The 22,664-nt window shown below is 67.6% G+C and carries 23 protein-coding genes; 4 read left to right on the top strand and 19 right to left on the bottom strand.

Annotated features, from left to right (window positions below; genetic code table 11):
• Positions 1–12: 12 nt before the first annotated feature.
• The 7 genes from H0X95_RS26125 to H0X95_RS26095 form a co-directional block, all read right to left on the bottom strand.
• Entirely contained in the window at positions 13–930 is a 918-nt protein-coding gene (locus H0X95_RS26125; protein ID WP_058902391.1) for a heme/hemin ABC transporter substrate-binding protein, read from the bottom strand.
• Positions 927–2,018, bottom strand: a complete 1,092-nt coding sequence (locus H0X95_RS26120) for a hemin-degrading factor (protein WP_006491808.1) — start codon at positions 2,016–2,018, stop codon at positions 927–929. The genes H0X95_RS26125 and H0X95_RS26120 overlap by 4 nt, the downstream gene beginning before the upstream one ends.
• 49 nt (positions 2,019–2,067) lie before the next feature.
• Positions 2,068–4,341: a TonB-dependent hemoglobin/transferrin/lactoferrin family receptor gene (locus H0X95_RS26115; protein WP_059722124.1), complete on the bottom strand. Its 2,274-nt coding sequence runs from the start codon at positions 4,339–4,341 to the stop codon at positions 2,068–2,070.
• Between the two features lie 224 nt (positions 4,342–4,565).
• A complete protein-coding gene (locus H0X95_RS26110) occupies positions 4,566–4,793 on the bottom strand; it encodes a hypothetical protein (protein ID WP_006489213.1) in 228 nt (75 codons plus the stop codon).
• 187 nt (positions 4,794–4,980) lie between these two features.
• Positions 4,981–5,364, bottom strand: coding sequence for a DUF6232 family protein (locus tag H0X95_RS26105; protein ID WP_012493589.1), 384 nt, complete (start codon positions 5,362–5,364; stop codon positions 4,981–4,983).
• Between the two features lie 124 nt (positions 5,365–5,488).
• Positions 5,489–5,749 carry a DUF2866 domain-containing protein gene (locus H0X95_RS26100; RefSeq protein ID WP_011548992.1) on the bottom strand — a complete coding sequence of 87 codons (261 nt, stop codon included), beginning with the start codon at positions 5,747–5,749 and terminating at the stop codon, positions 5,489–5,491.
• Positions 5,750–5,967: 218 nt separating this feature from the next.
• On the bottom strand, positions 5,968–7,119 hold the full coding sequence (locus H0X95_RS26095; RefSeq protein ID WP_006491809.1) for a porin: 1,152 nt from the start codon (positions 7,117–7,119) through the stop codon (positions 5,968–5,970).
• A 492-nt stretch (positions 7,120–7,611) separates the two neighbouring features.
• Here H0X95_RS26095 and H0X95_RS26090 point away from each other — a divergent pair, with 492 nt between their 5' ends.
• On the top strand, positions 7,612–8,418 hold the full coding sequence (locus tag H0X95_RS26090; protein WP_006489221.1) for a MetQ/NlpA family ABC transporter substrate-binding protein: 807 nt from the start codon (positions 7,612–7,614) through the stop codon (positions 8,416–8,418).
• Positions 8,419–8,572: 154 nt separating this feature from the next.
• On the opposite strand, the gene H0X95_RS26085 is transcribed toward H0X95_RS26090, so the two are convergent.
• The 4 genes from H0X95_RS26085 to H0X95_RS26070 all read right to left on the bottom strand — a co-directional run bounded on the left by H0X95_RS26085 (position 8,573) and on the right by H0X95_RS26070 (position 12,856).
• Positions 8,573–9,688 carry a succinylglutamate desuccinylase/aspartoacylase family protein gene (locus H0X95_RS26085; RefSeq protein ID WP_058902388.1) on the bottom strand — a complete coding sequence of 372 codons (1,116 nt, stop codon included), beginning with the start codon at positions 9,686–9,688 and terminating at the stop codon, positions 8,573–8,575.
• Between the two features lie 224 nt (positions 9,689–9,912).
• Positions 9,913–10,695: an ABC transporter substrate-binding protein gene (locus tag H0X95_RS26080; protein ID WP_006489206.1), complete on the bottom strand. Its 783-nt coding sequence runs from the start codon at positions 10,693–10,695 to the stop codon at positions 9,913–9,915.
• 226 nt (positions 10,696–10,921) lie between these two features.
• Complete coding sequence (locus H0X95_RS26075) at positions 10,922–11,842, bottom strand: LysR family transcriptional regulator (protein ID WP_006494179.1); 921 nt, start codon at positions 11,840–11,842, stop codon at positions 10,922–10,924.
• 66 nt (positions 11,843–11,908) lie between these two features.
• Positions 11,909–12,856, bottom strand: a complete 948-nt coding sequence (locus H0X95_RS26070; RefSeq protein WP_006491810.1) for a GlxA family transcriptional regulator — start codon at positions 12,854–12,856, stop codon at positions 11,909–11,911.
• A gap of 106 nt (positions 12,857–12,962) precedes the next feature.
• Here H0X95_RS26070 and H0X95_RS26065 point away from each other — a divergent pair, with 106 nt between their 5' ends.
• Positions 12,963–13,271, top strand: coding sequence for a DUF3817 domain-containing protein (locus tag H0X95_RS26065; RefSeq protein WP_059722121.1), 309 nt, complete (start codon positions 12,963–12,965; stop codon positions 13,269–13,271).
• Entirely contained in the window at positions 13,268–13,669 is a 402-nt protein-coding gene (locus tag H0X95_RS26060) for a CopD family protein (RefSeq protein WP_059722119.1), read from the top strand. The genes H0X95_RS26065 and H0X95_RS26060 overlap by 4 nt, the downstream gene beginning before the upstream one ends.
• A gap of 9 nt (positions 13,670–13,678) precedes the next feature.
• Here H0X95_RS26060 and H0X95_RS26055 read toward each other — a convergent pair whose 3' ends face one another.
• The 3 genes from H0X95_RS26055 to H0X95_RS26045 form a co-directional block, all read right to left on the bottom strand.
• Positions 13,679–14,272 carry a hypothetical protein gene (locus H0X95_RS26055; protein ID WP_006494182.1) on the bottom strand — a complete coding sequence of 198 codons (594 nt, stop codon included), beginning with the start codon at positions 14,270–14,272 and terminating at the stop codon, positions 13,679–13,681.
• Between the two features lie 213 nt (positions 14,273–14,485).
• Entirely contained in the window at positions 14,486–15,874 is a 1,389-nt protein-coding gene (locus H0X95_RS26050; protein ID WP_006494183.1) for an NCS2 family permease, read from the bottom strand.
• 530 nt (positions 15,875–16,404) lie between these two features.
• On the bottom strand, positions 16,405–17,082 hold the full coding sequence (locus tag H0X95_RS26045) for a TetR family transcriptional regulator (RefSeq protein WP_059722117.1): 678 nt from the start codon (positions 17,080–17,082) through the stop codon (positions 16,405–16,407).
• Between the two features lie 48 nt (positions 17,083–17,130).
• Here H0X95_RS26045 and H0X95_RS26040 point away from each other — a divergent pair, with 48 nt between their 5' ends.
• Positions 17,131–17,796, top strand: a complete 666-nt coding sequence (locus H0X95_RS26040) for an O-methyltransferase (protein ID WP_006494185.1) — start codon at positions 17,131–17,133, stop codon at positions 17,794–17,796.
• Positions 17,797–17,918: 122 nt separating this feature from the next.
• Here H0X95_RS26040 and H0X95_RS26035 read toward each other — a convergent pair whose 3' ends face one another.
• From H0X95_RS26035 to H0X95_RS26015, 5 genes are all read right to left on the bottom strand, one after another.
• Complete coding sequence (locus H0X95_RS26035; protein ID WP_012493588.1) at positions 17,919–18,437, bottom strand: DUF3455 domain-containing protein; 519 nt, start codon at positions 18,435–18,437, stop codon at positions 17,919–17,921.
• A 136-nt stretch (positions 18,438–18,573) separates the two neighbouring features.
• Positions 18,574–19,536 carry a cyclase family protein gene (locus H0X95_RS26030; protein WP_006482595.1) on the bottom strand — a complete coding sequence of 321 codons (963 nt, stop codon included), beginning with the start codon at positions 19,534–19,536 and terminating at the stop codon, positions 18,574–18,576.
• Positions 19,537–19,555: 19 nt separating this feature from the next.
• Positions 19,556–20,671, bottom strand: coding sequence for an alkene reductase (locus H0X95_RS26025; protein ID WP_059722115.1), 1,116 nt, complete (start codon positions 20,669–20,671; stop codon positions 19,556–19,558).
• Positions 20,672–20,740: 69 nt separating this feature from the next.
• On the bottom strand, positions 20,741–21,547 hold the full coding sequence (dkgB, locus tag H0X95_RS26020; protein WP_034178340.1) for a 2,5-didehydrogluconate reductase DkgB: 807 nt from the start codon (positions 21,545–21,547) through the stop codon (positions 20,741–20,743).
• Positions 21,548–21,698: 151 nt separating this feature from the next.
• On the bottom strand, positions 21,699–22,649 hold the full coding sequence (locus H0X95_RS26015; protein WP_006482591.1) for an LLM class oxidoreductase: 951 nt from the start codon (positions 22,647–22,649) through the stop codon (positions 21,699–21,701).
• Positions 22,650–22,664: the final 15 nt, after the last annotated feature.

The raw sequence follows: 22,664 nt of genomic DNA, 5'->3' as shown, positions 1-22,664 counted from the left end.
GTCGATCCGGATTCAGGCGAGCGCATCCGACAGGCGTCGGTGCAGGGTCGTGACGGCGAGCGGCAGGCGCGGGCCGAAGCCGAGCAGGAACAGCGCGTCGAGCGACACGACGCGCCGCGCGCGGCCGGCCGGCGTCGCGCCGAAGCCCGGCGTCGCGAGCAGCGCGGCGTGGCCGCCGACGGCCGCCAGCCCTTCGTCGGAGATCAGCACGACGTCGGGCGCGGCCGCCGCGAGCGCCTCGGTCGTCAGCGGCTTGTAGTGATCGAAGCCCTGCATCGCGTTGCGCGCGCCCGCGTAGCGGATCATCGCGTCGGCGGCCGTGCGCTGGCCGGCGACGAGCGCCTGGGTGCCGGTATGGTTCAGCACGAACAGCACGCGCGGCGGCTGCGCGCCGCCGGGCACGCGCGCGGCGACCGCGTCGCGCGCGGCCTGCCAGTCGCGGTCGAAACGCTGCAGCAGCGCGGCGCCGGCGTCGCGCACGTCGAGTGCCTGCGCGACGCCGGTGATCTTCGCGCGCACCGATTCGACGTCGTGGCGCTCGTCGAAGGTCGTCACCGTGACGCCGGCGCCTTTCACCTGCGCGATCGCCGTCGGCGGGCCGGCTTCCGCCGAGGCCAGCACGAGATCGGGCCGCAGCGACAGCAGCCCTTCGGCCGACAGCGCGCGCTGGTAGCCGACCTTCGGCAGGCGCTTCGCGGCGTCGGGATACGTGCACGTCGTGTCGGCGCCGACGAGCCGGTAACGCGGCGTCTCGGCGCCGCCGAGCGCGAATGCGGTTTCCGCGAGCGCGCCGCCGATCACGATCACGCGTTTCGGCGCGGCGACCACGCCCTGCGCGAGCACGCCGCCGGGCAGTACGCCCGCGAGCGCGCCGGCCGCCGCGCCGGCCAGCAGCGACCGGCGGCGCGGATCGAACCGCCGCGCGCTCACCGCGCGGCTCCGCGTGCGGCCGCCGGCAGCGTCGCGACGAGCGCGCGCCAGTCGTCGCGCTCGACCTTGCCGGGCTTGCGCTCGCCGAACAGCAGCGCGACGTGGTCGCCCTGCCGGTCGAACAGTTCGAGCGACGTGACGATGCCGTCGCTCGTCGGCTTCTTCACGACCCACGCGGCGGCGATCAGGTCTTCGCGCACATGCAGGTTGAAGCCCGGATCGAGCACGTTGATCCACGCGCCGACCTCGCGCACGTTCGCGACGGGGCCCGTATGGATCTGGATCATCCCCGCGTTGCCGACGAACACCATGATCGGCTGGCCGCTTTTCGCGGCCTGTTCGAGCACGTGGCGCAACGCATGCGCGGTTTCGACCGGATATGCGTAGCGCGGATCGGCGAGGCGCAGCGCCTGCATGCGGCTCACGCCGAAGCGTTGCGTGATGCCGAAGAACTGGTGCGTGTCGGTCATCGCGTCCCACGCGGCGCGAAAACCCGCGACGTCGATCTCGGTGTCGGCGCGCTCGGGCGTTTTCGCTGCGGCGGGCGCGACCTCGAGGCCCGGCTCCTGCGACGGCGCGCGCCAGCGTTCGACGAACGCGTCGTATGCGGCGTGATCGCTGTGCGCGCGCAGGTAGACCTTGTGGATCGCATGACCTTGCGCGTCGAAGAACTGCAGGCTCTTCAGCGGGCCGTGCGCGGTCTCGTCGCGCACCGCGAACGCCGACACCCAGTGACGATAGAAGATGCGCAGGTCGATGTCGCCGAGCGCGAGGCCGACCGGGCCGTCGTGGCTCATCTGCGCGTACTCGCCGTCCTTTTCGTGGACGGCCGTGTCGTTGCGCGTCAGCGCCATCACGCGGCCGAGGCGCGGCATTTCCTCGAACATCGCCGGAAAGCGCGCGTCGAGCCGCACGACGTGCTCGCCGACGAACGCGGCGAGCGCCTCGCCTTCGCTGACGCCGAGCGCCTGCGCGACGTCGCGGTTGCGCAGCTGACGCTCGGTCTTGAGCTTGATGAACGCGTCGCGCAGCGCGGCGGCCGCGCGGGCCGGCGTGGCCGATTGACCGGGAAGGGCGGATTGCATCATGTCGGACTCCTTCGAGTAACGGTTGGGGTAGGCGCGCGGGCAACGCGCATCAGAAATCCACTTTCATGCTGACGGCGACCGTGCGGCCGGGCGACGAATACGCGTCGAGCACCTGCGAATCGGCCGCGATGCCGCGCACGTCCGACCAGTTCCAGTACTTGCGGTCGAACAGGTTGCGGATGCCGATCGTCGCGCTCACGTGCTTGTTGAAGCGGTAGCCGCCGCGCAGGTCGACGACGAACGACGACGGCGGCGTGAAGCACGCCTTGTTCGAACAGTCGGACTTGTCGACGTCCTTGTCGCGTTTGGCGGCCTGGAACAGCAGGTCGGTCTGCACGAACCAGCGTTCGGTCGGCTCGTACCGCACGCCGAACACGGCCGAGAACGGGTTCACGGTGTTCAGCGGCTGGCTGGCCGCGCCGTCGTTCTGCGTCGAGCCCTTCGTGAACGCCATCGCCGTCTTCAGCGTGATGCCGTTCGGCATCACCCATTCGGCGCGGCCTTCGAGGCCATGAATGCGTGCGTCGGCGAAGTTCACGTACTGGAACACGAACGGGTCGACCGGCCGGCCGCTGCCGGCGATCGTCGTGCGCGAGATGAAGTTGCGGTAGCGGCCGGTGAACGCGGCCGCGCTGTAGCGCACGATGCCGTAGCCGGTGCCGGCCTTGCCGCGCAGGCCGGCTTCGAACGTGTCGCTGGTTTCGGGCTTCAGGTTCGGATTGCCGATCGACGTGTAGCCGTACACCGGATTCGAGAAGCTGCTGTTCACCTGGTCGGGCGTCGGCGCGCGGAAGCCGTGCGCGTACTGCACGTACGGAATGACCGCGGGCGTGATCTCGTAGAGCACGGCAACGCGCGGCGACAGTTCGTTCGCGTTCGTCGACACGGCCTTGCCGGTGAACAGCGGATCGTTCTCGGTCGGGCTCAGCCGGTACGTGTCGAAGCGCAGGCCCGGCGTGACGAGCAGGCGGCCGTAGCCGATCTGGTCCTGCACGAACGCGCCGAACAGCGTGTAGTCGGTGTCGGGGAACGCCTTGTTCGGGAACGCTTCGCCGACGCCTGGCACCGTGCCGTCGCGCAGGTTGGTCACGCGCGACAGGCTGCCGTCCACGCCGACCAGCAGCTTGTGCGCGAGCGGGCCGGTCGCGAAGCCGCTCTCGGCGAACGCGGCGCCGCCGAACGTGCGTTCCTTGTACTGGTTGTCGCGCGAACGCGAGGGCAGCTTGCCGCGCGTCTCGAACGCGTATTGATCCTGCTTCGCGTCCTGGTAGTAGAACTGCACGTGCGCGGTCTGGAACCAGCGGAGCGCGTCGTCGCGAAAGTCGTAGTCGACGCTGAAGCGGTTGCGTTCGAGCCGGTCGTGGGTCGTGAGGCCGAGCGTGGTCGGCGCATTGGTCGCCGACAGCACGTCGGTGCTCACGCGCCGCTGCACCGTTTCGGCGGTGAACTTGATCGTGTCGCGCGTGGTCGGCGTCAGCACGAGCTTGCCGAGCAGCGATTCCGAATACACGTCCTGCGGGTTCGACGTCGTGCGCAGCGTGCTTGCCGTGTTGTTGCCGCCGCGCGTGTCGACCTCGTGGCCGCGCCGGCCGTCGGCGATGATCATCCCCTGGACGCGATCGTTGCCGCCCGCGGCCGACACGGTCGCGCCGATGCTGCGATCGGTCGAGTCGTAGCTCGGCCGGAACGAGAAGTAGTAAGGCTTGTTGTAGACCGACAGCAGGTCGCGCGGGTCCTTCGTGATGAAGTTCACCGCGCCGGTCAGGCCGTCGCTGCCGTAGAGCGCCGACGCCGGCCCGCGCAGGATCTCGATGCGCTTGAGCGTGTCGAGATCCGCGTAGTCGCCGCGGCCCGCTTCGAGCGGCCCGAACGAGAATGCGTTCGGCAGGCGGATGCCGTCTTCCATCAGCAGCACGCGATTGCCTTCGAGGCCGCGGATGTTGATGCTCGAATCGCCGTCGCGGCCGCCGCCGAGCGCGGCGCTGCCGGGACGGTACGCGGTGCGGCGCACCGTGATGCCCGGCTCGTAGCGCAGTGCGTCCTTGATGTTGGTGGCCTGCTGCTCTTCGAGATCCTCGTCGGTGATCACCGACACGGACGCTGCCGTGCGGCTCGCCGCGGTGGCGGTGCGGGTGGCCGTGACGGTGACGGGATCGAGCAGCGCCGCGTCGCCGCGCGTGGAGGCGGCCGCGGTGGTCAGGACGGCGGACGGCGGGGTGGCGCCTTGCGGCGACGAATCGGCGTGAGCCGGGGCGGCGGACAGGCCGAACGCGCCGAACAGTGCGGCACAGATCGGCCGCCGCGCCAGCGTATAGCAATGCACAGGTGGTCTCCCATTGACGATAACAAGCCCGAAGGCTGGCTGGGTGACGCGTTCACCTGGCTGGCCCGTTTGCGCGCGACAGGCGGCAAACGGCGATGTGAAAGGCAACTGACAACTTTAACAGTGTAAATGAGAATTATTATCAATACAAGGACGCCAGACGGCCCATGCGAGTGAGCGCTTGCCTGCGCGGCTCGGGCGAGCCGGGGGAAGTCTCGAGAAACTCAGGCCAGCGCTTCGATGCGGATCAGCAGGTTGCGCGCATGCGCGATGAACGCGTCGTGCGTGGCGCGATCGCCGTGGCTTTCGATACCGGCCTGTTCGGCGAACGCGATCTGCTCGGTGTAGAGCTCGACGAGCGCACGGCGTGCATCAGGGGGAAGCGCGCGGATCATCGACACGATCAGCAGTTCCTGCGCGCGAAGCATGCCGGACAGCGATTGAGCGTTCATGCTGGCCTCCTCGGACGATGCGGCGGCGAGCCGCTCTTTCCATACTAGGCGGTCGGCGCGTGCAGTGGCGGGGAGGGGGTGGCGGCGCGCGGCGGGCGCCGCGCGTTTCAACGCGAACGCCGCGAACCGACATTCGCGGCGTGCATCCTGCCCGCGCGAGCCGGCGCGGGCACGAAGGCGAACGGAATCAGCCGGCTGCGGTGGCGGACTGCGCGTCGCGCACGACCTGCGCGACGCGTTCGACGAACTCGGCGTCGACACTCGACAGCGCTTCGCGCTTGCCGTCGGGCATCTCGACCATCAGCCGATACGTGATGTCCTGCGTGGTCCACGCGAGGTAGCCGACCACGGCGAGCATCACGCCGACCACGAGCGCGGCGCTCGATGCGGCGATGCCGCCTGCGACGGCGATGGCCGCGCCGATCAGCGAGATCAGCGACGGCACGAGACGGTTCTTCGGAATCTTGACGACGTCGACGTGGCGGATGTCACGCAGTGCGAATACCTGCCCGGCGGCCGACAGGCCGTTGCGCGTGACCATGACGCCACGTTCGTTGAATGCGTTTTCCATCGTGTGTTGCGTGGACGAAAACGCGCAGCGTAGCAGGTTTCGTTGCCGCGTCAAACGAGACCGACTGCCGCACGACGCGTGCGGCGCGGCCGAAAGACGGGAAACGGGTGGCGCGCAGACGCGTTCAGAACTGCAGCCGGCCGTCGCCGTAAAGCCGGCCCGGCACGTGCGACGCGACGACCTCGGCGATCTCTTCGTCGGTCGATTCGGCCGGCACGATCTGGCGCCGCGCGGGGGCGTCGAGATGCATCGTCCATTCGACGAGGCGATACGGGCGGCCCCAGGGGCGCTGCATTTCGACCGAGACGCGGCAGCTCTGGACCGGCAGCGAGTGTTGGCACGTCAGAATCGCGTGCAGATGGCTGAAAACGGTATCTTCGATCATCATGGCCTCCGATCCTGTCTTGTGGGCAATCGATGGCGGCGCCGTCGGCGTTTAAAAAAAAAGCCGCCGATGCTCAGGCGGCCAACAGGGGGGGTGAGAGCATCCTCTCAGCCCAGAATTAAGCGAAACTTAAAAGCCCATAAAAAAGCGCCCCGCGTGGAGCGGGGCGCTTTTTGCCGTCGTGATCCGCAGGTTGAGCGGACAGTTAAGCGGATGCTTTAGAACTTGTGACGGATACCGATACGTGCGGCGATCTGGTTCTTCGAACCCGTGCCCGACGTGTTGAAGTAGCTCGTGCTCGAACCGATCTGCGCTTGCACGCCGCGGCCCGAAGCCTGCTGGTACACGACCAGGCCGTACACGTCCGTACGCTTGCTGAGGGCGTAGTCGGCGATACCGTTGACCTGGTTCCAGTGCCACGAGTTGCCGTTTTGCGTCGCGTTCGTGTACGTGTAGCCGAGGCCGCCCGACAGTGCCGGCGTGAATGCGTACTTCGCGCCCGCTTCGTATGCGTTGTAGAACGTGCCGCCCGAGCCCGACACCGTCGAGAACTGCGTACGCGTCCACAGCAGCCATGCCGTTGCCGGGCCCCAGACGTAGCGGCCACCCACGCCGTACGTGCGGAGGTCGCGGACGTTGCCGGTGCTCAGGTTCGCGATCGACGTCGAGAAGGCCGGCGTCGACTGGCTCGGGAAACGGATGTCCGTGTACGCCGCGCCGACCGAGATCGGGCCGTTCGCGTAGTTCAGGCCGAAGCTGTATGCGCGCGACGAACCGCCGGTGTTGTTGGTGCCCGTGCCCTGTGCGCCTGCGAAGTCGGTCGAGTTCGAGAAGCCGTACAACGCGCCGAACGTGAAGCCCGAATAGTTCGCGCTCTGGAACTTCACGGCGTTGTTGATGCGGCTCGACGTGAGCTGGTCGATGTCGTTCACGTGGTACGCATAGTTACCCGCGACGGTGTTGCCGCCCGTCGAGTAGTTCGAACCGAGGATGTCGGTCGAGAACGAGTATTGGCGACCGAACGTGACCGTGCCGTATTGCGACTGGCTCAGGCCGACGTAAGCCTGGCGACCGAAGATCGCGCCGCCCTGGCCGATCGAGCCGTTGCCGCTGTTGAAGCCGTTTTCGAGCACGAAGATCGCCTTCAGGCCGCCACCGAGGTCTTCGGTGCCGCGCAGGCCCCAACGGCTGCCCTGGGCCACGCCGTCGTCGTACTTGAACAGCTTGCCCGTGCCGCCGTTGGCGGTCTTGCTGTGGTTCACGTAGCTGATACCGGCATCGATGACGCCGTACAGGGTCACGCTGCTTTGTGCGTGTGCCGTGCCGGCCGTTGCTGCCAGGGCGGCGATGGTCAACAGTTTCTTGTTCAAAGGATTCTCCGAGCGAATAAATGGCGTGTCCAGTTGCGGTTCCGGCGCTCTCTGCGGGCGCTTTCACGGACCGGCGCAACTTTATCGGCGGGCCACGTAATGAATATGACAGCGACTGTCATATGAAGAATGTGTGGTGCCGATGCGACATTAGGGCCTGCTTGCATAGGGAACGTGCATGCGTTGCCACGAGAACGGCCGCTCGCGAGGCGCGCGACGCCGCGAATACTCGCGTATTCGCAAGGAGCGCAACGCGGCGAGCGGCCGTTCTCGTGGCAACCCCAAACTAAAAATTCAATCCACGGGAATGCACGTTCCCTATGCAAGCAGGCCCTAAATTCTGCCCGGGATGTACATCCGGGGTTATACCGAATTTGTCTGTCGTTCGACCTCGATCAGGAATATGCACATGAAATAAGCTTGGTTGGTGGCGCTCGGGCCCCGTGCCACGATCCGTGCTCCAACAAACGACACGGGACAAGAGGACACCCCATGCGACATTCGATCCTGACCGGCCTCGGCGTACTCGCCGCCGCGCTGGCATTCGCCGCGCCCGCCGCGCACGCCGACCCGCAAACGCTGAAGATCGGCACGATGAGCGGCCCCGACGCGCAGATCTGGACCGAAGTGACGAAGGTCGCCGCGCGCGAAGGCCTCGCGATCAAGGTCATCGAATTCAACGACTACGTGCAGCCGAACGCGGCGCTCGATTCCGGCGATCTCGATGCGAACGGCTTCCAGCACCAGCCGTTCCTCGACAGCCAGATCAAGCAGCGCGGCTACAAGATCGTCAACGTCGGGCTCACCTATACCGCGCCGATGGGTTTCTATTCGAAGAAGCTCAAGTCGCTGAAGGATTTGCCGGTCGGCGCGAAGGTCGGGATCCAGAACGATCCGTCGAACGGCAACCGCGCGCTGCTGCTGCTGCAGAAATACGGGGTGATCAAGCTGAAGCCGGGCGTCGGCACGAATGGCGTGAACGCGACGCCGCTCGACGTCGCCGAGAACCCGAAGAAGATCAAGATCGTCGAACTCGACGCCGCGCAACTGCCGCGCGCGCTGCCCGACGTCGACGCCGCGTCGATCAACACCGACTACGCGGTCAAGGCTGGGCTCACGCCGGTGAAGGATGCGATCGCGATCGAGGATCTGCGCGGGCCGTACGCGAACCTGATCGCGGTGCGCGCGCAGGACAAGGACAAGCCGTGGGTGAAGAAGCTCGTCGCGGCCTATGAATCGGACGACGTGCGCAAGTTCATCGACCAGAAGTTCGGCGGCGCGATCGTGCCGGCGTTCTGAGCGGTCTTCACGCGTAGCGGCCGGCGACACGGTATCGGCGGCGCGACGCGCGCTTCGGAAAGCAAATCGCCCGCGCAAGCGGGCGATTTCGTTTGACGCAGGCGAGGGCCGGCGAGGCGCGCCGCGGCCCGGCGCGCGGGCCGGGCGTCCAGGCTCAGGCCGACAGCAGCGAACCGGTGCGGATCGCGGTCGCGCCGGCGATGCGCGCGACTTCCATGCCGGCCGTCGCGAAACGGACGATCTGGCGCGCGTACAGCACGCCCGACACGCTGCTCTTCAGCGTGACGACGCGATCGGTCAGCGGATCGACGATGTCGGCCACGACCTGGCCGGCCTCGATCATCACGCCGACCGGCGTACGGAACACGATCACGCCCGACACGGGCGCGACGAGCGGATCGGTGCCCGCGAGCGGCGTGGCCGGATGCGCGAGCGGCGGCAGCGGCGCCGGCGTGCCTTCGACGACACCGCGCTCGGTCAGGTATTCGACGATCGCCTGGGCATCCTTTTCGGCGAACTCGTACGACACGTCGCGTTCGCTGCGCAGTTCCACCGTGACGGAAATCGCGCCGTTCGGGATCGGGAAGCGGTCGCCGAAGCGGCTGCGCAGATCCGACCAGCAGAAGCTGTGGATTTCGTCGAATGGATTGCCGACCGAATTCAGCGCGAGCAGCGACGCCTGCGCATCGAGGTAGCGCGCCAGCGGTTCGACGTCTTCCCAGAGGTCGGGGTTCGTGTAGAGGTGCATCACCGCATCGCTGTCGCAGTGCAGGTCGAGCACGATGTCGGCGTCGAACGACAGCTTCTGCAGCGCGAGGCGCTGCGAGTCGAGTTCGGTGCGCGGTTTCTGTTCGTCGAGCGCTTCGCGCATCGCGGTGCGTACGACCGCGAGATTGCGCTGCGCGTCGTTCGTGAGGCGGTCTTCGACGCGCGGCAGCACGAGCGCCGCGAGATCGTAGAAGTTACGGTTGAAGTTCTGCATCGAGCCGAGCTCGAAGCGGCCGAGATGATCGCCGAACACGTGTTGCGACAGGCCGATCGGGTTGGGCACGGGCACGATGACGACTTCGCCGCGCAGCTTGCCGGCCGTCTCTAGCGCGGCGATCTTGCGGCGCAGCAGCGTGGCGACCAGCATGCCGGGCAACTCGTCCGCGTGCAGCGACGACTGGATGTAGACCTTCTTGCCGCCGCGCGGGCCGTAGTGGAAGCTGGTGATCTGGCGTTCGGTGCCGACGGCGGGGGAAATCAGCGGATGGGTCTGCGTTTGCATGATGGGGGGAGTGCGGCGCAGCCGCGAATGATCCGTGTGCGTGGAAGAACGATTGTACGTTGCCTTCCTCGCCGCCATCAAACCGGCGCCAGAACAAGCGGTTTTCCGTTGAGAATCATCAGCTTGGCGCGGAAAAAATAACGGCGCCCGCGTCGTGCGCAAAAAAAACGGGCTCCGTGCGGAGCCCGTTCCCGTCGCGCCGAATCGCGCGTTCGTCGGCCGTATTACTTGCCGTAGACGTCGAAATCGAAGTACTTCTTCGCGATCTTGTCGTACGTGCCATCCTTGCGCATCGCGGCGATCGCGCCGTCGATCTTCGCCTTCAGGTCGGTGTCTTCCTTGCGCAGGCCGATACCGGCGCCGTTGCCGAGCGTCTTCGGATCGTCGAGATCCTTGCCGGCGAAGTCGAAGTTCGCGCCGCGCGGGGTCTTCAGGAAGCCGATCTCGGCTTGCACCGCGTCCTGCAGCGCGCCGTCCAGACGGCCGGAGATCAGGTCGGCGTAGACCTGGTCCTGGTTCTGGTAAGGCACGACGTTCACGCCCTTCGAGGCCCAGTACGTCTTCGCGTAGGTTTCCTGGATCGTGCCCTGCTCGACGCCGACCGACTTGCCCTTCAGCGATTCGGCCGTCGGCATCAGGCCCGTGCCCTTCTTCGTGACGAGGCGCGTCGGCGTGTTGAACAGCTTCGCGGAGAACGCGATCTGTTCCTGACGCGCCGGCGTCATCGACATCGACGACAGCACGCCGTCGAACTTGCGGGCCTTCAGCGCCGGGATCATCCCGTCGAAGTCGTTTTCGATCCACACGCACTTCGCGTTCATGCGGCGGCAGATTTCATTGCCGAGATCGACGTCGAAGCCGACCACCTTGCCGTCGGCGCCTTTCGATTCGAAAGGCGGGTAGCTTGCGTCGACGCCGAACCGCACGGTCGACCAGTCCTTCGCGTACGCGCTGCCGGCCGATACGGCGAGCAGGGCGACGGTCACAGCCGCAAGAATCTTTTTCACTCGGTGACTCCTCGTTTTGTTCGATGGGTGCGCGGTTGTGCCGCGCCGTAAGCCTTCGGCCCGCCGCGGCTTCGCGTCGGACAGTCCGTTTCGCCCGCCCGATGGGGGCGCGCGACGTGCGCAAGATTATCAAGACAAAATACCGGCGGGGCGCCTAGGACAAGCCCCGATACCGGGCCCGGCGGCGGCGCGCGGGGTGCGCCGCCGTTTCATCCACAGGAACGATTCAGCCGAGCGTTTCGTTGACCGCGCGCTGCAGGCAGGTGACGAAGTGCGACACGGCGGGCGTGGGCAGCAGGTCGCGCCGCGCGATGATCGACAGGTCGAAGCGCGGCATGCTTTCGTCCAGTTCGGCCGTGCGGATACCGAGCGGCGCGACCATCGCGGCGAGCGGGCGCGTGAAGCAGCCGATCACGTCCGAGCGCGCGACGAGCCCGAGCGTCACCGCGAACGACATCGGCGAGCGCAGCAGACGTTTCGGCAGCGGCAGCCCGTGCGCCTCGAACATCCCGACCATCACGCTGTGCGGAAACTGCTCGGCGCCGACGGTGACGATCCATTCGGCGTCGAGCAGTTCCTCTAACCGGCGCGCGTGCGCGAGCGGGTGGCCGTCGCGCATCACGATCGTGAATTCGGTCGACAGCAGCGGCAATTGCGTGAAATCGCGGTCGAGCGCGGGCACATGGTGCATTGCAGCGATGTCGAGCGTGCCGTTGCGCAACTGCGCGAGCGCGTCGGGCACCGTCACTTCCTCCAGATGCAGGCTGACGTTCGGCATCGACTGGCGGAACGCCGTCACCGCGTGCGGCAGCGCGGTCAGCGCGATCGACGGCATCGTGCCGACCGCGACGCGGCCCGACATCTCGCCTTTCACCTGCTCGACGGCCTCGACCGTGCGGCGGACGTCGCCGAGCAACTGCTCGGCGCGCGGCAGCAGCGCCTCGCCGCAGGCGGTCAGCTCGACGCCGCGCACGCTGCGCGCGAGCAGCTCCGCGTTGAGCGCCGTTTCGAGTTCGCGGATCGTATGCGTGATCGCCGGCTGCGTGACGCCGAGCTCGCGCGCGGCGGCGCGCAGGCTCTTCAGGTGCGCGGCGGAGACGAACGCCTGGAGCTGCGCGATGTTCAGGGGATTGCGGATGCGGGTCATCGGTCGGGTCCGGTTGGCGCGAAAGGGGGCGGCGGGTTCATGCTTCAGGCGGCGATCCGGACGACGTCACGCATCGGCGCGCGCGCGGAACGCCTGCCGATAGCGCTGTGGCGACGTGCCGACAATGCGCGCGAAGCGCTCGCGAAACGCGGTGACCGAACCGAACCCGGCTTCCGTCGCCACATGTTCGATCGACAGCTCGGTCACCTCCAGCAACTGCTGCGCATGCCGCACGCGCGCGGTCTGCAGCCATTGGCCGGGCGACGTGCCGGTCTGCTCCTGGAAGCGCCGCGTCAGCGTGCGCACGCTCGTCGACGCCTTGCGCGCGATCGCGTCGAGCGTCAGCGGCTGGCGCAGGTTCGCGTGCAGCCAGTCCAGCAGGTCGTGCAGCCCGTCGCCGCCGGCCGGCCATTCGGGCGCGATGAACTGCGCCTGCCCGCCTTCGCGCACGCGCGGCGCCACCGCGCTGCGGGCGGCATCGACGGCGACCGCCGCGCCATAGTCGGCCTGGATCATGTGCAGGCACAGATCGAGGCCGGCCGCCGCGCCGGCCGACGTCAGGATCCGCCCGTTGTCGACGAACAGCACGTTCGGATCGACGTCGACGTTCGGATAGCGGCGCGCGAGTTCGGCGGCCGCGAGCCAGTGCGTCGTCGCGCGCAGGCCGTCGAGCAGCCCGGCTTCCGCGAGCACGAACGCGCCGCTGCAGATCGACGCGATCCGGCAGCCGCGCGCGGCCGCCGCGCGCAGCGCGTCGAGCACGCGGCGCGACGTCGGCGCGAGCGGCACGGAGGTGCCGGGAACCATGATCGTGTCGGCGTCGGCCAGCGCATCGAGGCGAAACGGCGGGCGCAGCTCGAACAGGTCGCCGCCGACGCGCGGCTGGTCGCTGCACACGCGGACACGGTACGCCTGCGCGACGTTGGGCGCCCGCACGCGCGCGAACGTGTCGCACGCGACACCCAGATCGAACGGGACGACATCGGGCAAAGCAAGCACGGCGACCGTGTGCATGGCATTCGTGGCCGTGGCCAGAATCCGTTGAAAGATGTCATTCTAGCCAATGGCTCGAACCCGCACTACACGCGACAATCGCCGCGGACTACCTGGAGCCCTGCCGATGACACAAGACGATCGCAACGCGTTGCGGAACCTGCAATACCTGTCGCTGCTGGAGGCGACCACCCTCGTCGCGCTGGTGTGCGTGGCCGTGCCGCTCAAGCATCTGGCCGGTTATCCGGTCGCGGTATCGATCATGGGCCCGATTCACGGCATCGCGTTCGCGATGTACGTGTGGGCGGTGGTCGGCACCGCGTCGAGCGGGCTGTGGCGCAAGGGCGAGGTCGCGCGGCTCGTGCTGTCGGCCGTCGTGCCGTTTGCGGGGCTGGCGAGCGCCGGCTGGATCGCGCGCAGGCGGCACGCGCGATGATCTACCTGGTGCTGAAGGCCGTGCATCTGGCCGCCGTCGTCACGTTCGTCGGCGGGCTGCTGTTGTCGTCGGTCGCGGTCCGGATCGCGAACCTCGCCGTGCATCGCGCGGTGCGGCGCTGGGATCGCACGGTGACGGCGCCCGCGCTCGCGATCGTGTGGATCGCCGGCATCGCGCTCGCGCTGAGCGGTCACTGGTTCGGCACCGCATGGCTGTTGGTGAAGCTCGCGATCGTCGTCGCGCTGTCGGTGCTGCACGGAATCCTGGCCGGCACGCTGCGGCGCATGGCGCGCGACGATCTCGTCGTCGTGCCGGCGCCGTGGCTCGGGCAGACGGCGGGCGCGGTGCTCGTCGCGATGGCGCTCGTCGCCGGGCTGGCCGTGATCAAGCCGTTCTGACGCGGCGAATCAGGCCAGCGCGAGCTCGACCGCCGCCAGCGTACGACGCCGGATCCAGCCGCTTCCCAGCCGGATCGCGAGCCAGTACGGCGCGAACAGGCAGCGCGTGCGTGCGCTCGGGCAATGGACGAAGGTTTCGGTGCGCAGGATGTGCGCGCCCGAGGCGAGCCCGACCACCTCGAACCGGAGTACCAGCTTGGCGTCGCGCGGGTCGTCGTGCCGGACGAAGGCGTCGGCATCGGCGATGGTGCGCACGTCGGGCGCCGGGCGCCAGAAGCGCCCGATCAAGCCGAGCGACAGCGACGTGTCGTCGCGATGAAGCGGCGTGAAGGCGTCGAAGCCGAAGCGCGCGCGGCCGGGGCCGGCCGGTGCGTTGCGCAGCGCGCCGGCGATGGCCGCCGGGAATTCGCGCACCGTCAGCAGCGTGTCGATGACGGGATCGGCGCGCATGTCGAGCGACGCGACGACGTCGATGATGCGCGCGGGCGGCGCGCCGATCGGCTGCGATTCGTGCACTTCGTGGAAGCCGAACGACGGAATGAACGGCGGCTTGCGCGCCGAGGCCCGGGTGCTCGATTCGGAGACGATGCCGAGGGTGTTCATCGCGACTCCTGAAGGCAAAACGCGATCGTAGCACCGGGCGCGAACGGGCGTCGCGCCGTTTTCACGGAGCGCGTCACGCTGCGCCGCACGGACAAAAAAAGCCTGGAAACTCGCGTTCCCAGGCCTGGAGACCATCAACGACGATGGTGGAGGAGACGATGTCGTCCCGATGCGCGCCGCCCTTCTGCAGGCGACGTCGCGCATGTCCCGGGCTCAGATGGCCCAGCCGCCGAGATAGAACGTGACGAGCACGGCCGCGATGAGCACGGTGCCGACGTTGAGCTTGCGGAATTCGCCGCTGGCGAGGCGGCCGATCACGAGCGTCGAGAAGCCGAGCATGATGCCCGTCACGATGTTCGCGGTCAGCACGATGAACACCGCGCACACGAGGCCCGACATCGCGTCGACCATGTCGTCCATGTGCAGCTTGCTCACGCTGCCGAGCATCAGCAGGCCGACGTACATCAGCGCCGGTGCGGTGGCGTACGACGGCACGAGGCCCGCGAGCGGCGAGAAGAACATCACGACGAGGAACAGCAGGCCGACCACGGCCGCCGCGAGGCCCGTCTTCGCGCCGGCGGCCACGCCGACGCTCGACTCGATGTAGGCCGCCGCCGGCGCGCCGCCGAGGAAACCGGAGAAGATCGAGCTGATCGAATCGGCGGTCAGCGCACGGCCGCCGTTGATGATGCGGCCGTTCTCGTCGAGCTGGCCGGCTTGGCCCGCGACCGCGCGGATCGTGCCGGTCGCGTCGAACACGGCGGTCATCACCAGCGCGAGCACGCTCGGCAGCACGGCCATCGACAGCGCGCCCTTGATGTCCATCGCGCCGATCAGCGATGCGTGGCCCGGCGCGCTCAGCGACGGCAGCGCGAAGATGCCGCGGTATTTCACGCCCGGATCGAAGATCAGGCCGAACACCGAGATCGCGATCACGACGAGCAGGATGCCGCCCGGCACGCGACGTTTTTCGAGGCCGAAGATCGCGGCGAGGCCGATGACCGACATGATGACCGGGAACGCGGTGATCTGGCCGAGCGAGACCGGCAGGCCGGCGCCCGGGTTCTTGATCACGAGGCCGACGTCGTTCGACGCGATCAGCAGCAGGAACAGGCCGATGCCGATCCCGGTGCCGTGCGCGACGCCCGCGGGCAGGTTGCGCAGGATCCACGAACGCACGCCGGTGATCGAGATGCCGGTGAACACGAGGCCCATCAGGAACACGGCGCCGAGCGCGACCGTCGGAGGCAGCCCCTTGCCGAGCACGAGGCCGAACGCGGTGAACGCGGTCAGCGAGATCGCGCAGCCGATCGCGATCGGCAGCTTCGCCCACAGGCCCATCAGCAGCGAGCCGAATGCGGTGGTGAGACACACCGCGACGAACACGGCGCTCGTGTCGAAGCCGGCCTTGCCGAACATGCCGGGCACGACGAACACGGAATAGACCATCGCGAGGAAAGTGGTCACGCCGGCAATGATCTCGCGGCGCTGCGTGCTGCCGCGCGACGCAATGCCGAAGTAGCGGTCGATGACTCCCTTGGTGCCAAAGTCAGTTTCTTCCGCGCCGACGCCGACCGTCGGCTGCACCGGGGTATCACTCATGAGCTTGCTCCTTTATCAGCATGCTGAAACGGCCCGTAGCGAACCGTCGTCAGGGTGTCTCGTATCTAGTTGGGATTGTTCGGCAACGTCGTGGGGACGCATGACGCGTGATGCGTGTCGTTACGTGCGAATCGAGACGATCGCGAGGGTGTCGCGTCGGACGACGCGTGGTGTGGGCGACCCCGTCACGTGTGCTTTGCCGTAGCGAAGGTTAGGCGAGCCGCCCATCACGTCCCATCGGGCGAAGAGCATGCAGCGCATGTCGCAGCGCTTATATCGGCGTGCAACGGGGCTCCGTCGTGTCGACCCGCGTGTATACGCCTAGTTCGAATCCGTTAAGGCGACTATTTGAATGCAGGGTCGACGGGTGGGGCGCCAGCGGGCGAGGCATTGGATTTTACGAACTGCTTTCAGGATGAACCGGGAAGCCGGTGCGAACCGGGGCGGGTGACGGGGTTCATCGCCGTGCGCAACCTGCATCCGGACGATGCAGCCGGCGCGCGTGCGCGGTTTCCGTGTCGGCACGGGCCTCAAGCGTGCGCGAGATGCGCGAGATACGCACAGAACATGTCGGCCATCGCGGCCGAATAGGCATCGATTTCCGCCGGCGTGCGCGCCGTTTCGGAGAACGCCTTGCCGCCCGTGGTGAGCGTCGTCAGGATCAGCTCGCACGCGAGCGCATGCGTCGCGTCAGGCACGTCGGGCAGCGCTTCGCGCATGAACGCGCTGAACGCCCGGTTGCCCTCGACCTTCACTTCCCGCGCCTCGGGAGCGTCGCGATAGAGCGGGGCGGCATCGTCGAGGGCGATGCGCATCGGCGCCTCGTCGCATTCCGAACGGATGAACGCGTGGACGGCGGTGCGCAACCGCTCCGGGGGCGTCTTTCGCGTGTCTTGCAGTATCCCGCACAGCATGTCGTACGTCTGCCGCCACTCGTCGTGCTGGAGCCGGAACAGCACGGACGCCTTGTTCGGGAAGTACTGGTACAGCGAGCCGACGCTCACGCCGGCCCGCTCGGCCACGCGCGCCATCGTGAAGCGCTGCGCACCTTCACTCGCCAAAACCTGAATAGCCGCCTGCAGGACGTCCTCGACGAGACGGGTCGAGCGCGCCTGCCGAGGCTGCTTGCGCGTGGCGATCGGGGCGTTTCGGCGGGCGGTCATGAGCGGTTTGCCAATGCGAATAGTAAAACCTGAATAGTTCGTCATATTCTAGTCGGGTGCAACGACGCACTCAACCGCTACCGGAGATATCGCATGACCACCCTGATGCTCGACCCGCTGGCTTCGCTGCTGGCGCGCCTGTTCGACGAAGCCGACGCGTCGTCGCCCGCGACGAGCCCGGCCTTCGCCAACGTGTCGCGCGACGAGCAAGCGCGGCTGATGCGCAGCAAGACGGACTACGCCGATCTGTATGCGCGCCTGAAGGACTACCCGCTTCCCGTGTCGCGCGAGACGGGCATGCTGCTGTACATGCTCGCGCGTAGCGGCGGCGCGACGGCAATCGTCGAATTCGGTACGTCGTTCGGCATTTCGACGCTGCATCTCGCGGCCGCGCTGCGCGACAACGGCGGCGGGCGGCTGATTACGAGCGAGTTTGAACCGTCGAAGGTCGTGCGCGCACAGGCGAACCTGACGGCGGCAGGATTGGCTGATCTCGTGGAGATTCGCGAAGGCGATGCGCTGCGTACGCTGGCTAACGATCTGCCGGATGCGGTCGATCTGCTGCTGCTCGACGGAGCGAAGGCGCTGTATCCGGAGATTCTCGCGCTGGTCGAGCCGCGGCTCAGGGCGGGAGCGTTCGTCGTGGCCGACAACGCGGAATACAGCCCCGACTACCTTGCTTACGTGCGCGCACCGGAAAACGGCTATCTGTCGGTGCCGTTCGGCGGCGACGTCGAATTGTCGATGCGGACACGCTGACCAGACGGAACGAGGGTGTCGGCGATTTCACGCTTCCCCGCATCGAATATAGGATCACTGATTGAATTGGGACACGTCGAAAGGCGACGGGATGATGCCCGTCGCTTGCGACGCCGTGCGTGTCACTTCAGGAACACGTAGCGCGCGAAGTACGGGAAGCGGCCGACCGCATGCTCGGTCGTGCACGTCGCGGCCGGCGGCGTGCCGCCCGCCGTGTCGAGCCGCTGCACGAAGCGCACGCCGGCGAGCGTGCCGGTTGCGGCCGGCGCCGCCGCGAGCAGCAGCTGCGGAACGCTGGCCGCGCTTGCGCTCGGCATTTCCGCGAGCTTCTTGCCGGTAATGCGGCTGCCGTCGAGCGCTTCCCACGACGGCCCCGCGCCGTGCCGCACGACGAGCGTGCCGCTTTCATCGAACAGCATCGCCTCCGGGCGCTTGAAGGCCCACGCGAGCCGGTGGTCGGCATCGTATTCGCACGCATAGATCTGCACGCCGGTCGCGGTGGTCGTCAGCACCGGCGTGGCCGGTGCTGGCGGCGCGAGGCCGGCGGCCTCGTCGGCGTGTGCGGGCGCGGTGAAAGCCGACAGGGAAAGACTGGCCACAAGGGCCAGCAGCATGTCGCGTGTCAGGGAGCGGCTTGGCATGAGGGGGCGTCCTTTCAAGTCGGGTGACGGTCGTACGGCGTCGATCCCGTCAACGTTAGACGCCCATCGCACAGGCTGCAATACGGAAATGACAATCGCGGCGATAGTCGCCGCGATTGCCGCAGGGCGCACGCGATCAGCGGATCGCGACCGGATTGATGTTGACCTGCGTGGAGCCGACGTACAGCGGCTGGCCGAGCACGAAGAGGAATTCCCACGCCTTGTCGCGCACCAGCGCGCGGCTGTCGATCAGTTCCAGGTTGTAGATGCCGCGCTTCGCGAGCATGTACTGGTTGATCGGGAATTCGTCCCGCGTGTGCGGATTCGGATAGACCTCCGACGCCCACGTGTCGCCGCCGAACGCGACGATCCCCTGGTCGGCCAGCCATTTCGCGGCTTCCATGCCGATGCCGGGCTCGACCTCGAGGAACTGCTTGTCGTCCTTGCCGACCAGCTCCAGCCAGCCGGTGTTGAACAGCACGACGTCGCCCTTGCGCAGCGTCAGCCCCTGCTTCTTCAGCACGGCCTGGATGTCGGCGACCGTGAACTCGGTGCCGCCCGGCACGATCGGCTTGCCGTAGTAGGCGGTCATGTCGAGCACGACGCCGCGCGTGACGATCGGCGGCACCTTCTCGACGCCGAGCTTCTTCACGCCGTCGACGGTCACGAAATCGGCCGCGCGGTTGCCGTTGTAGTACACGTTGTCGATGCCGATGTGGCCGATGCCGTTGAGCTGCGTGCCGACGCCGGTCCATGCGTTGACGAGTTCGTCGTTGAACGTGAACTTGTTCGGACCGAGGCTCTTGCCGGCCTGCTGGCCGACCTGCACGTTGTACAGCCGGAAGCTGCGGTGACGGAACGCCGGCAGGTTCTTGTCCACCGGCACGGCCAACGGATAGGCCTTGCCGACCTTCACGAGGCCGACCGCCTGCTTGACGACGTCGGGCGTCAGCAGGTTGGCCGCGCCGATTTCGTCGTTCGCGCCATAGACGGACGGATACCAGTCGGCCGCCGGAGCGGACGGGGCGGCGTGGGCCGCTTGCGCGGCCGCGAACGGCAGGATCGCGGCGAGCGCGAGCCGGGCGAGCGTTGTTTTCATTTCAGATTCCTGTAGCGTGTTACGCCGCGGCTTGCGCGAGCGTCGGATAGTCGGTCAGGCCTCGGGCGCCCCCGCCGAACAGCGTGTTGCGATCGTGCGGCGCGAGCGCGGCGCCGGTGCGCAGCCGCTCGGGCAGGTCGGGGTTCGCGACGAACGGGCGGCCGAAGGCGACGAGGTCGGCCCAGCCGGCGGCGATCGCTTCGCGGGCGCGCTCGGCGGTGTATGCGCCGGCATAGATCAGCACGCCCGGGTACGCGGCGCGCAGTTGCTGCTTGAAGGCGACCGGCATCAGCGGCGCGTCGTCCCAGTCGGCTTCCGCGATGTGCAGGTAGCCGACGCCGAGTTCGCCGAGCAGCTTCGCGGCGGCGAGATAGGTGGTTTCCGGATCGTCGTCGACGCAGCCGTTCAGCGTGGTCAGCGGCGCGAGGCGGATGCCGACGCGCGACGCGTCGCCGGTGCCGTCGATCAGCGCCTGCGTGACTTCGTGCAGGAACCGCAGCCGGTTTTCCAGCGAGCCGCCGTACGCATCGGTGCGCGTGTTCGCGTTCGAGTCGATGAACTGGTTCACGAGGTAGCCGTTCGCGCCGTGCAGCTCGACGCCGTCGAAGCCCGCTTCGATCGCATGGCGGGCGGCGGCGCGGTACTGGTCGACGATCTCGCGGATCTCGTCGATCGACAGTGCGCGCGGCTCGGACGCCTGCACGAAGCCCGGCGTGCTGCCGTCTTCACCGGCGACGAACACGTTCACGCCCTTCGCCTGGAGCGGCGACGACGATACTGGTTGCTGGCCGCCGAGCAAGCTCGTATGGCTCAGCCGGCCGACGTGCCACAGCTGCGCGAAGATGCGGCCGTGCGCGGCATGCACGGCGTCCGTCACCTTGCGCCAGCCGGCGACCTGCGACGGCGTGTGAATGCCGGGCGTCCACGCGTAGCCCTTGCCAAGCGGCGCGATGTAGGTGCCTTCGCTGACGATCAGGCCCGCACTCGCGCGCTGCGCGTAGTACGCGGCCATCAGTTCGTTGGCTTCGTCGCCGGGCTGGCTGGCGCGCGAGCGCGTCATCGGCGGCATCACGATGCGGTTCGGCAGCGTCAGCGCGCCGAATTGCAGCGGTTGGAACAGCGGGTCCTGGGTCATGATGGTGTCCTGTTGGTGCCGCGGCCGGCGGGCCGCGGACGGGTCATATCGGATGAAGGCGCGGTGCGCTCAGTCCCACTTCGGCGCGAGGCCGGCCGGGTCGACTTCGCGGCCGTTGCGTTCGAGCGCGGCGATCTGCGCCATGTCTTCGTCGGTCAGGCGCAGCGTCTGCGCGAGCAGGTTGCTGGCGAGGTTCTCGCGCTTGGTCGACGACGGAATCACCGAGTAGCCGAGTTGCAGCGCCCACGCGAGCGCGACTTGCGCCGGCGTTGCGTCGTGACGCTGCGCTATCGCGCCGATCACCGGGTCGCCGAGCACCTTGCCGTACGCGAGCGTCATGTACGACGTCACGTGGATGCCTTCGGCGTTCAGGAACTCGACCAGCTTGCGGTTCTGCAGGTACGGGCTCAGTTCGATCTGGTTCGTCGCGATCGCATCCTTGCCGACGGCCGCGATCGCTTCCTTCGTCAGTGCGATGTTGAAGTTCGAGATGCCGATCTGGCGCGTGAGACCCTTCGCCTTCGCGTCCGCCAGCGCGGTCATGAACGCGTCGATCGACACGCCGTTGCCCGGGGCCGGCCAGTGGATCAGCGTCAGGTCGACGACGTCGGTGCGCAGCTTGCGCAGGCTGTCCTCGAGGCTGGCCGCCAGTTTCTCCGGCGCGTAGTTGTCGACCCAGATCTTCGTCGTGAGGAACAGGTCTTCGCGGCGTACGCCCGATGCGGCGATCGCTTCGCCGACTTCGGCTTCGTTGCCGTAGATCTGCGCGGTGTCGATCGCGCGGTAGCCGACGTCGAGGCCGTTGCGGACCGAGTCGATGACGACCTGGCCTTGCAGGCGGAAGGTACCGAGGCCGAATGCGGGAATCTTGCTCATCATGTGCTCCTGAAAGAGTTGGAACGATTGCGGTATGGAAGTCATTCTGGCGCTTGAGACTGATGAAATAAACGCCTTTAGAGGTCAAAAATATTTGATTTGAAATCAAATATTGATCGGCCATTCGCCTATCTGAAGGTGCTCGCCGGTCTTATGCGGCGAGCGTCCGTGGATTCGTTTTCGGATGGAACGCAGGCAGCACGTCCGATGCGATCTCGGCCATCGTCTCGTCGAGCGGCCGCTGGTTGCGGCGAAAATGCAGGCCGATGTGCTGCACGCCCGCATCGCGCATCGCCGCGAGTTCCTCCGTCAGCGCGATGCGCCCCGCGCGCGCGCCGAAGCGGTGCCGCTGCAGCGGTTCGTGCGGATCTTCCGCGAGGTCGAGATGGATGAAGCTCACGTACGGCTTGTCGCCCGCCACCGCACGCCAGTTCGCGGCGCGTTGCAGGTGGTCGGCCGGCGTGCCCGGATACGCGAGGCAGCCGTCCATGTGCTCGCCGATCCACGCGGGCGTCTGCTGGGCGAGGCCCGCGACGAGCAGCGGCACCGGCGAACGGGCCGCGGGCAGCACTTCCAGGCCGGGCGGCAGATGCCCGCGCGCGCCGTCGCGCAGCAGCGCGATCTGGTCGCGGAAGTTCGCGCCGCGCGACGCGAAGTCGCGGCCGAACAGCGGATATTCGACCGGCCGGTCGCCGCTCGCGACGCCGAGCAGCAGGCGCCCGCCGCTCAGCTCCTGGATCGTCGCGGCCGATTTCAGCGTCAGCAGCGGTTCGCGCAGCGGCAGCACGACGGCCGCGGTGCCGAGCAGGATGTCGTGCGTGATGCCGGCGAGGTAGCCGAGATACGAGAACGTTTCGAACACCTGTGCGGCGTCGCCGAACGACGGGTCGTACACCGGCACGTCGCGCACCCAGAGCGCGCGGAAGCCGAGCGTGTCGGCCAGTTGCGCGAGCTCCGCGTGGATGCCGAGGTCGGGCACGCCGGCGTGGCGGCCGTCATGCCGGCGTTTGGCGTTGCCGGACGGGGTCCAGTCGTTGTCGAGCGGCAGTTCGATGCCGATGCTGAAGCCGCCGGCGGCGAGCTTGTCGAGGGAGGTGGACATGATCGGGTTGCTCCG

Origin of the sequence: Burkholderia sp. 9779_493 (assembly GCF_015712215.1) — a bacterium.
GTDB classification, from domain to species: domain Bacteria; phylum Pseudomonadota; class Gammaproteobacteria; order Burkholderiales; family Burkholderiaceae; genus Burkholderia; species Burkholderia cenocepacia.
This window is presented reverse-complemented; position numbering and strand designations above follow the sequence as displayed.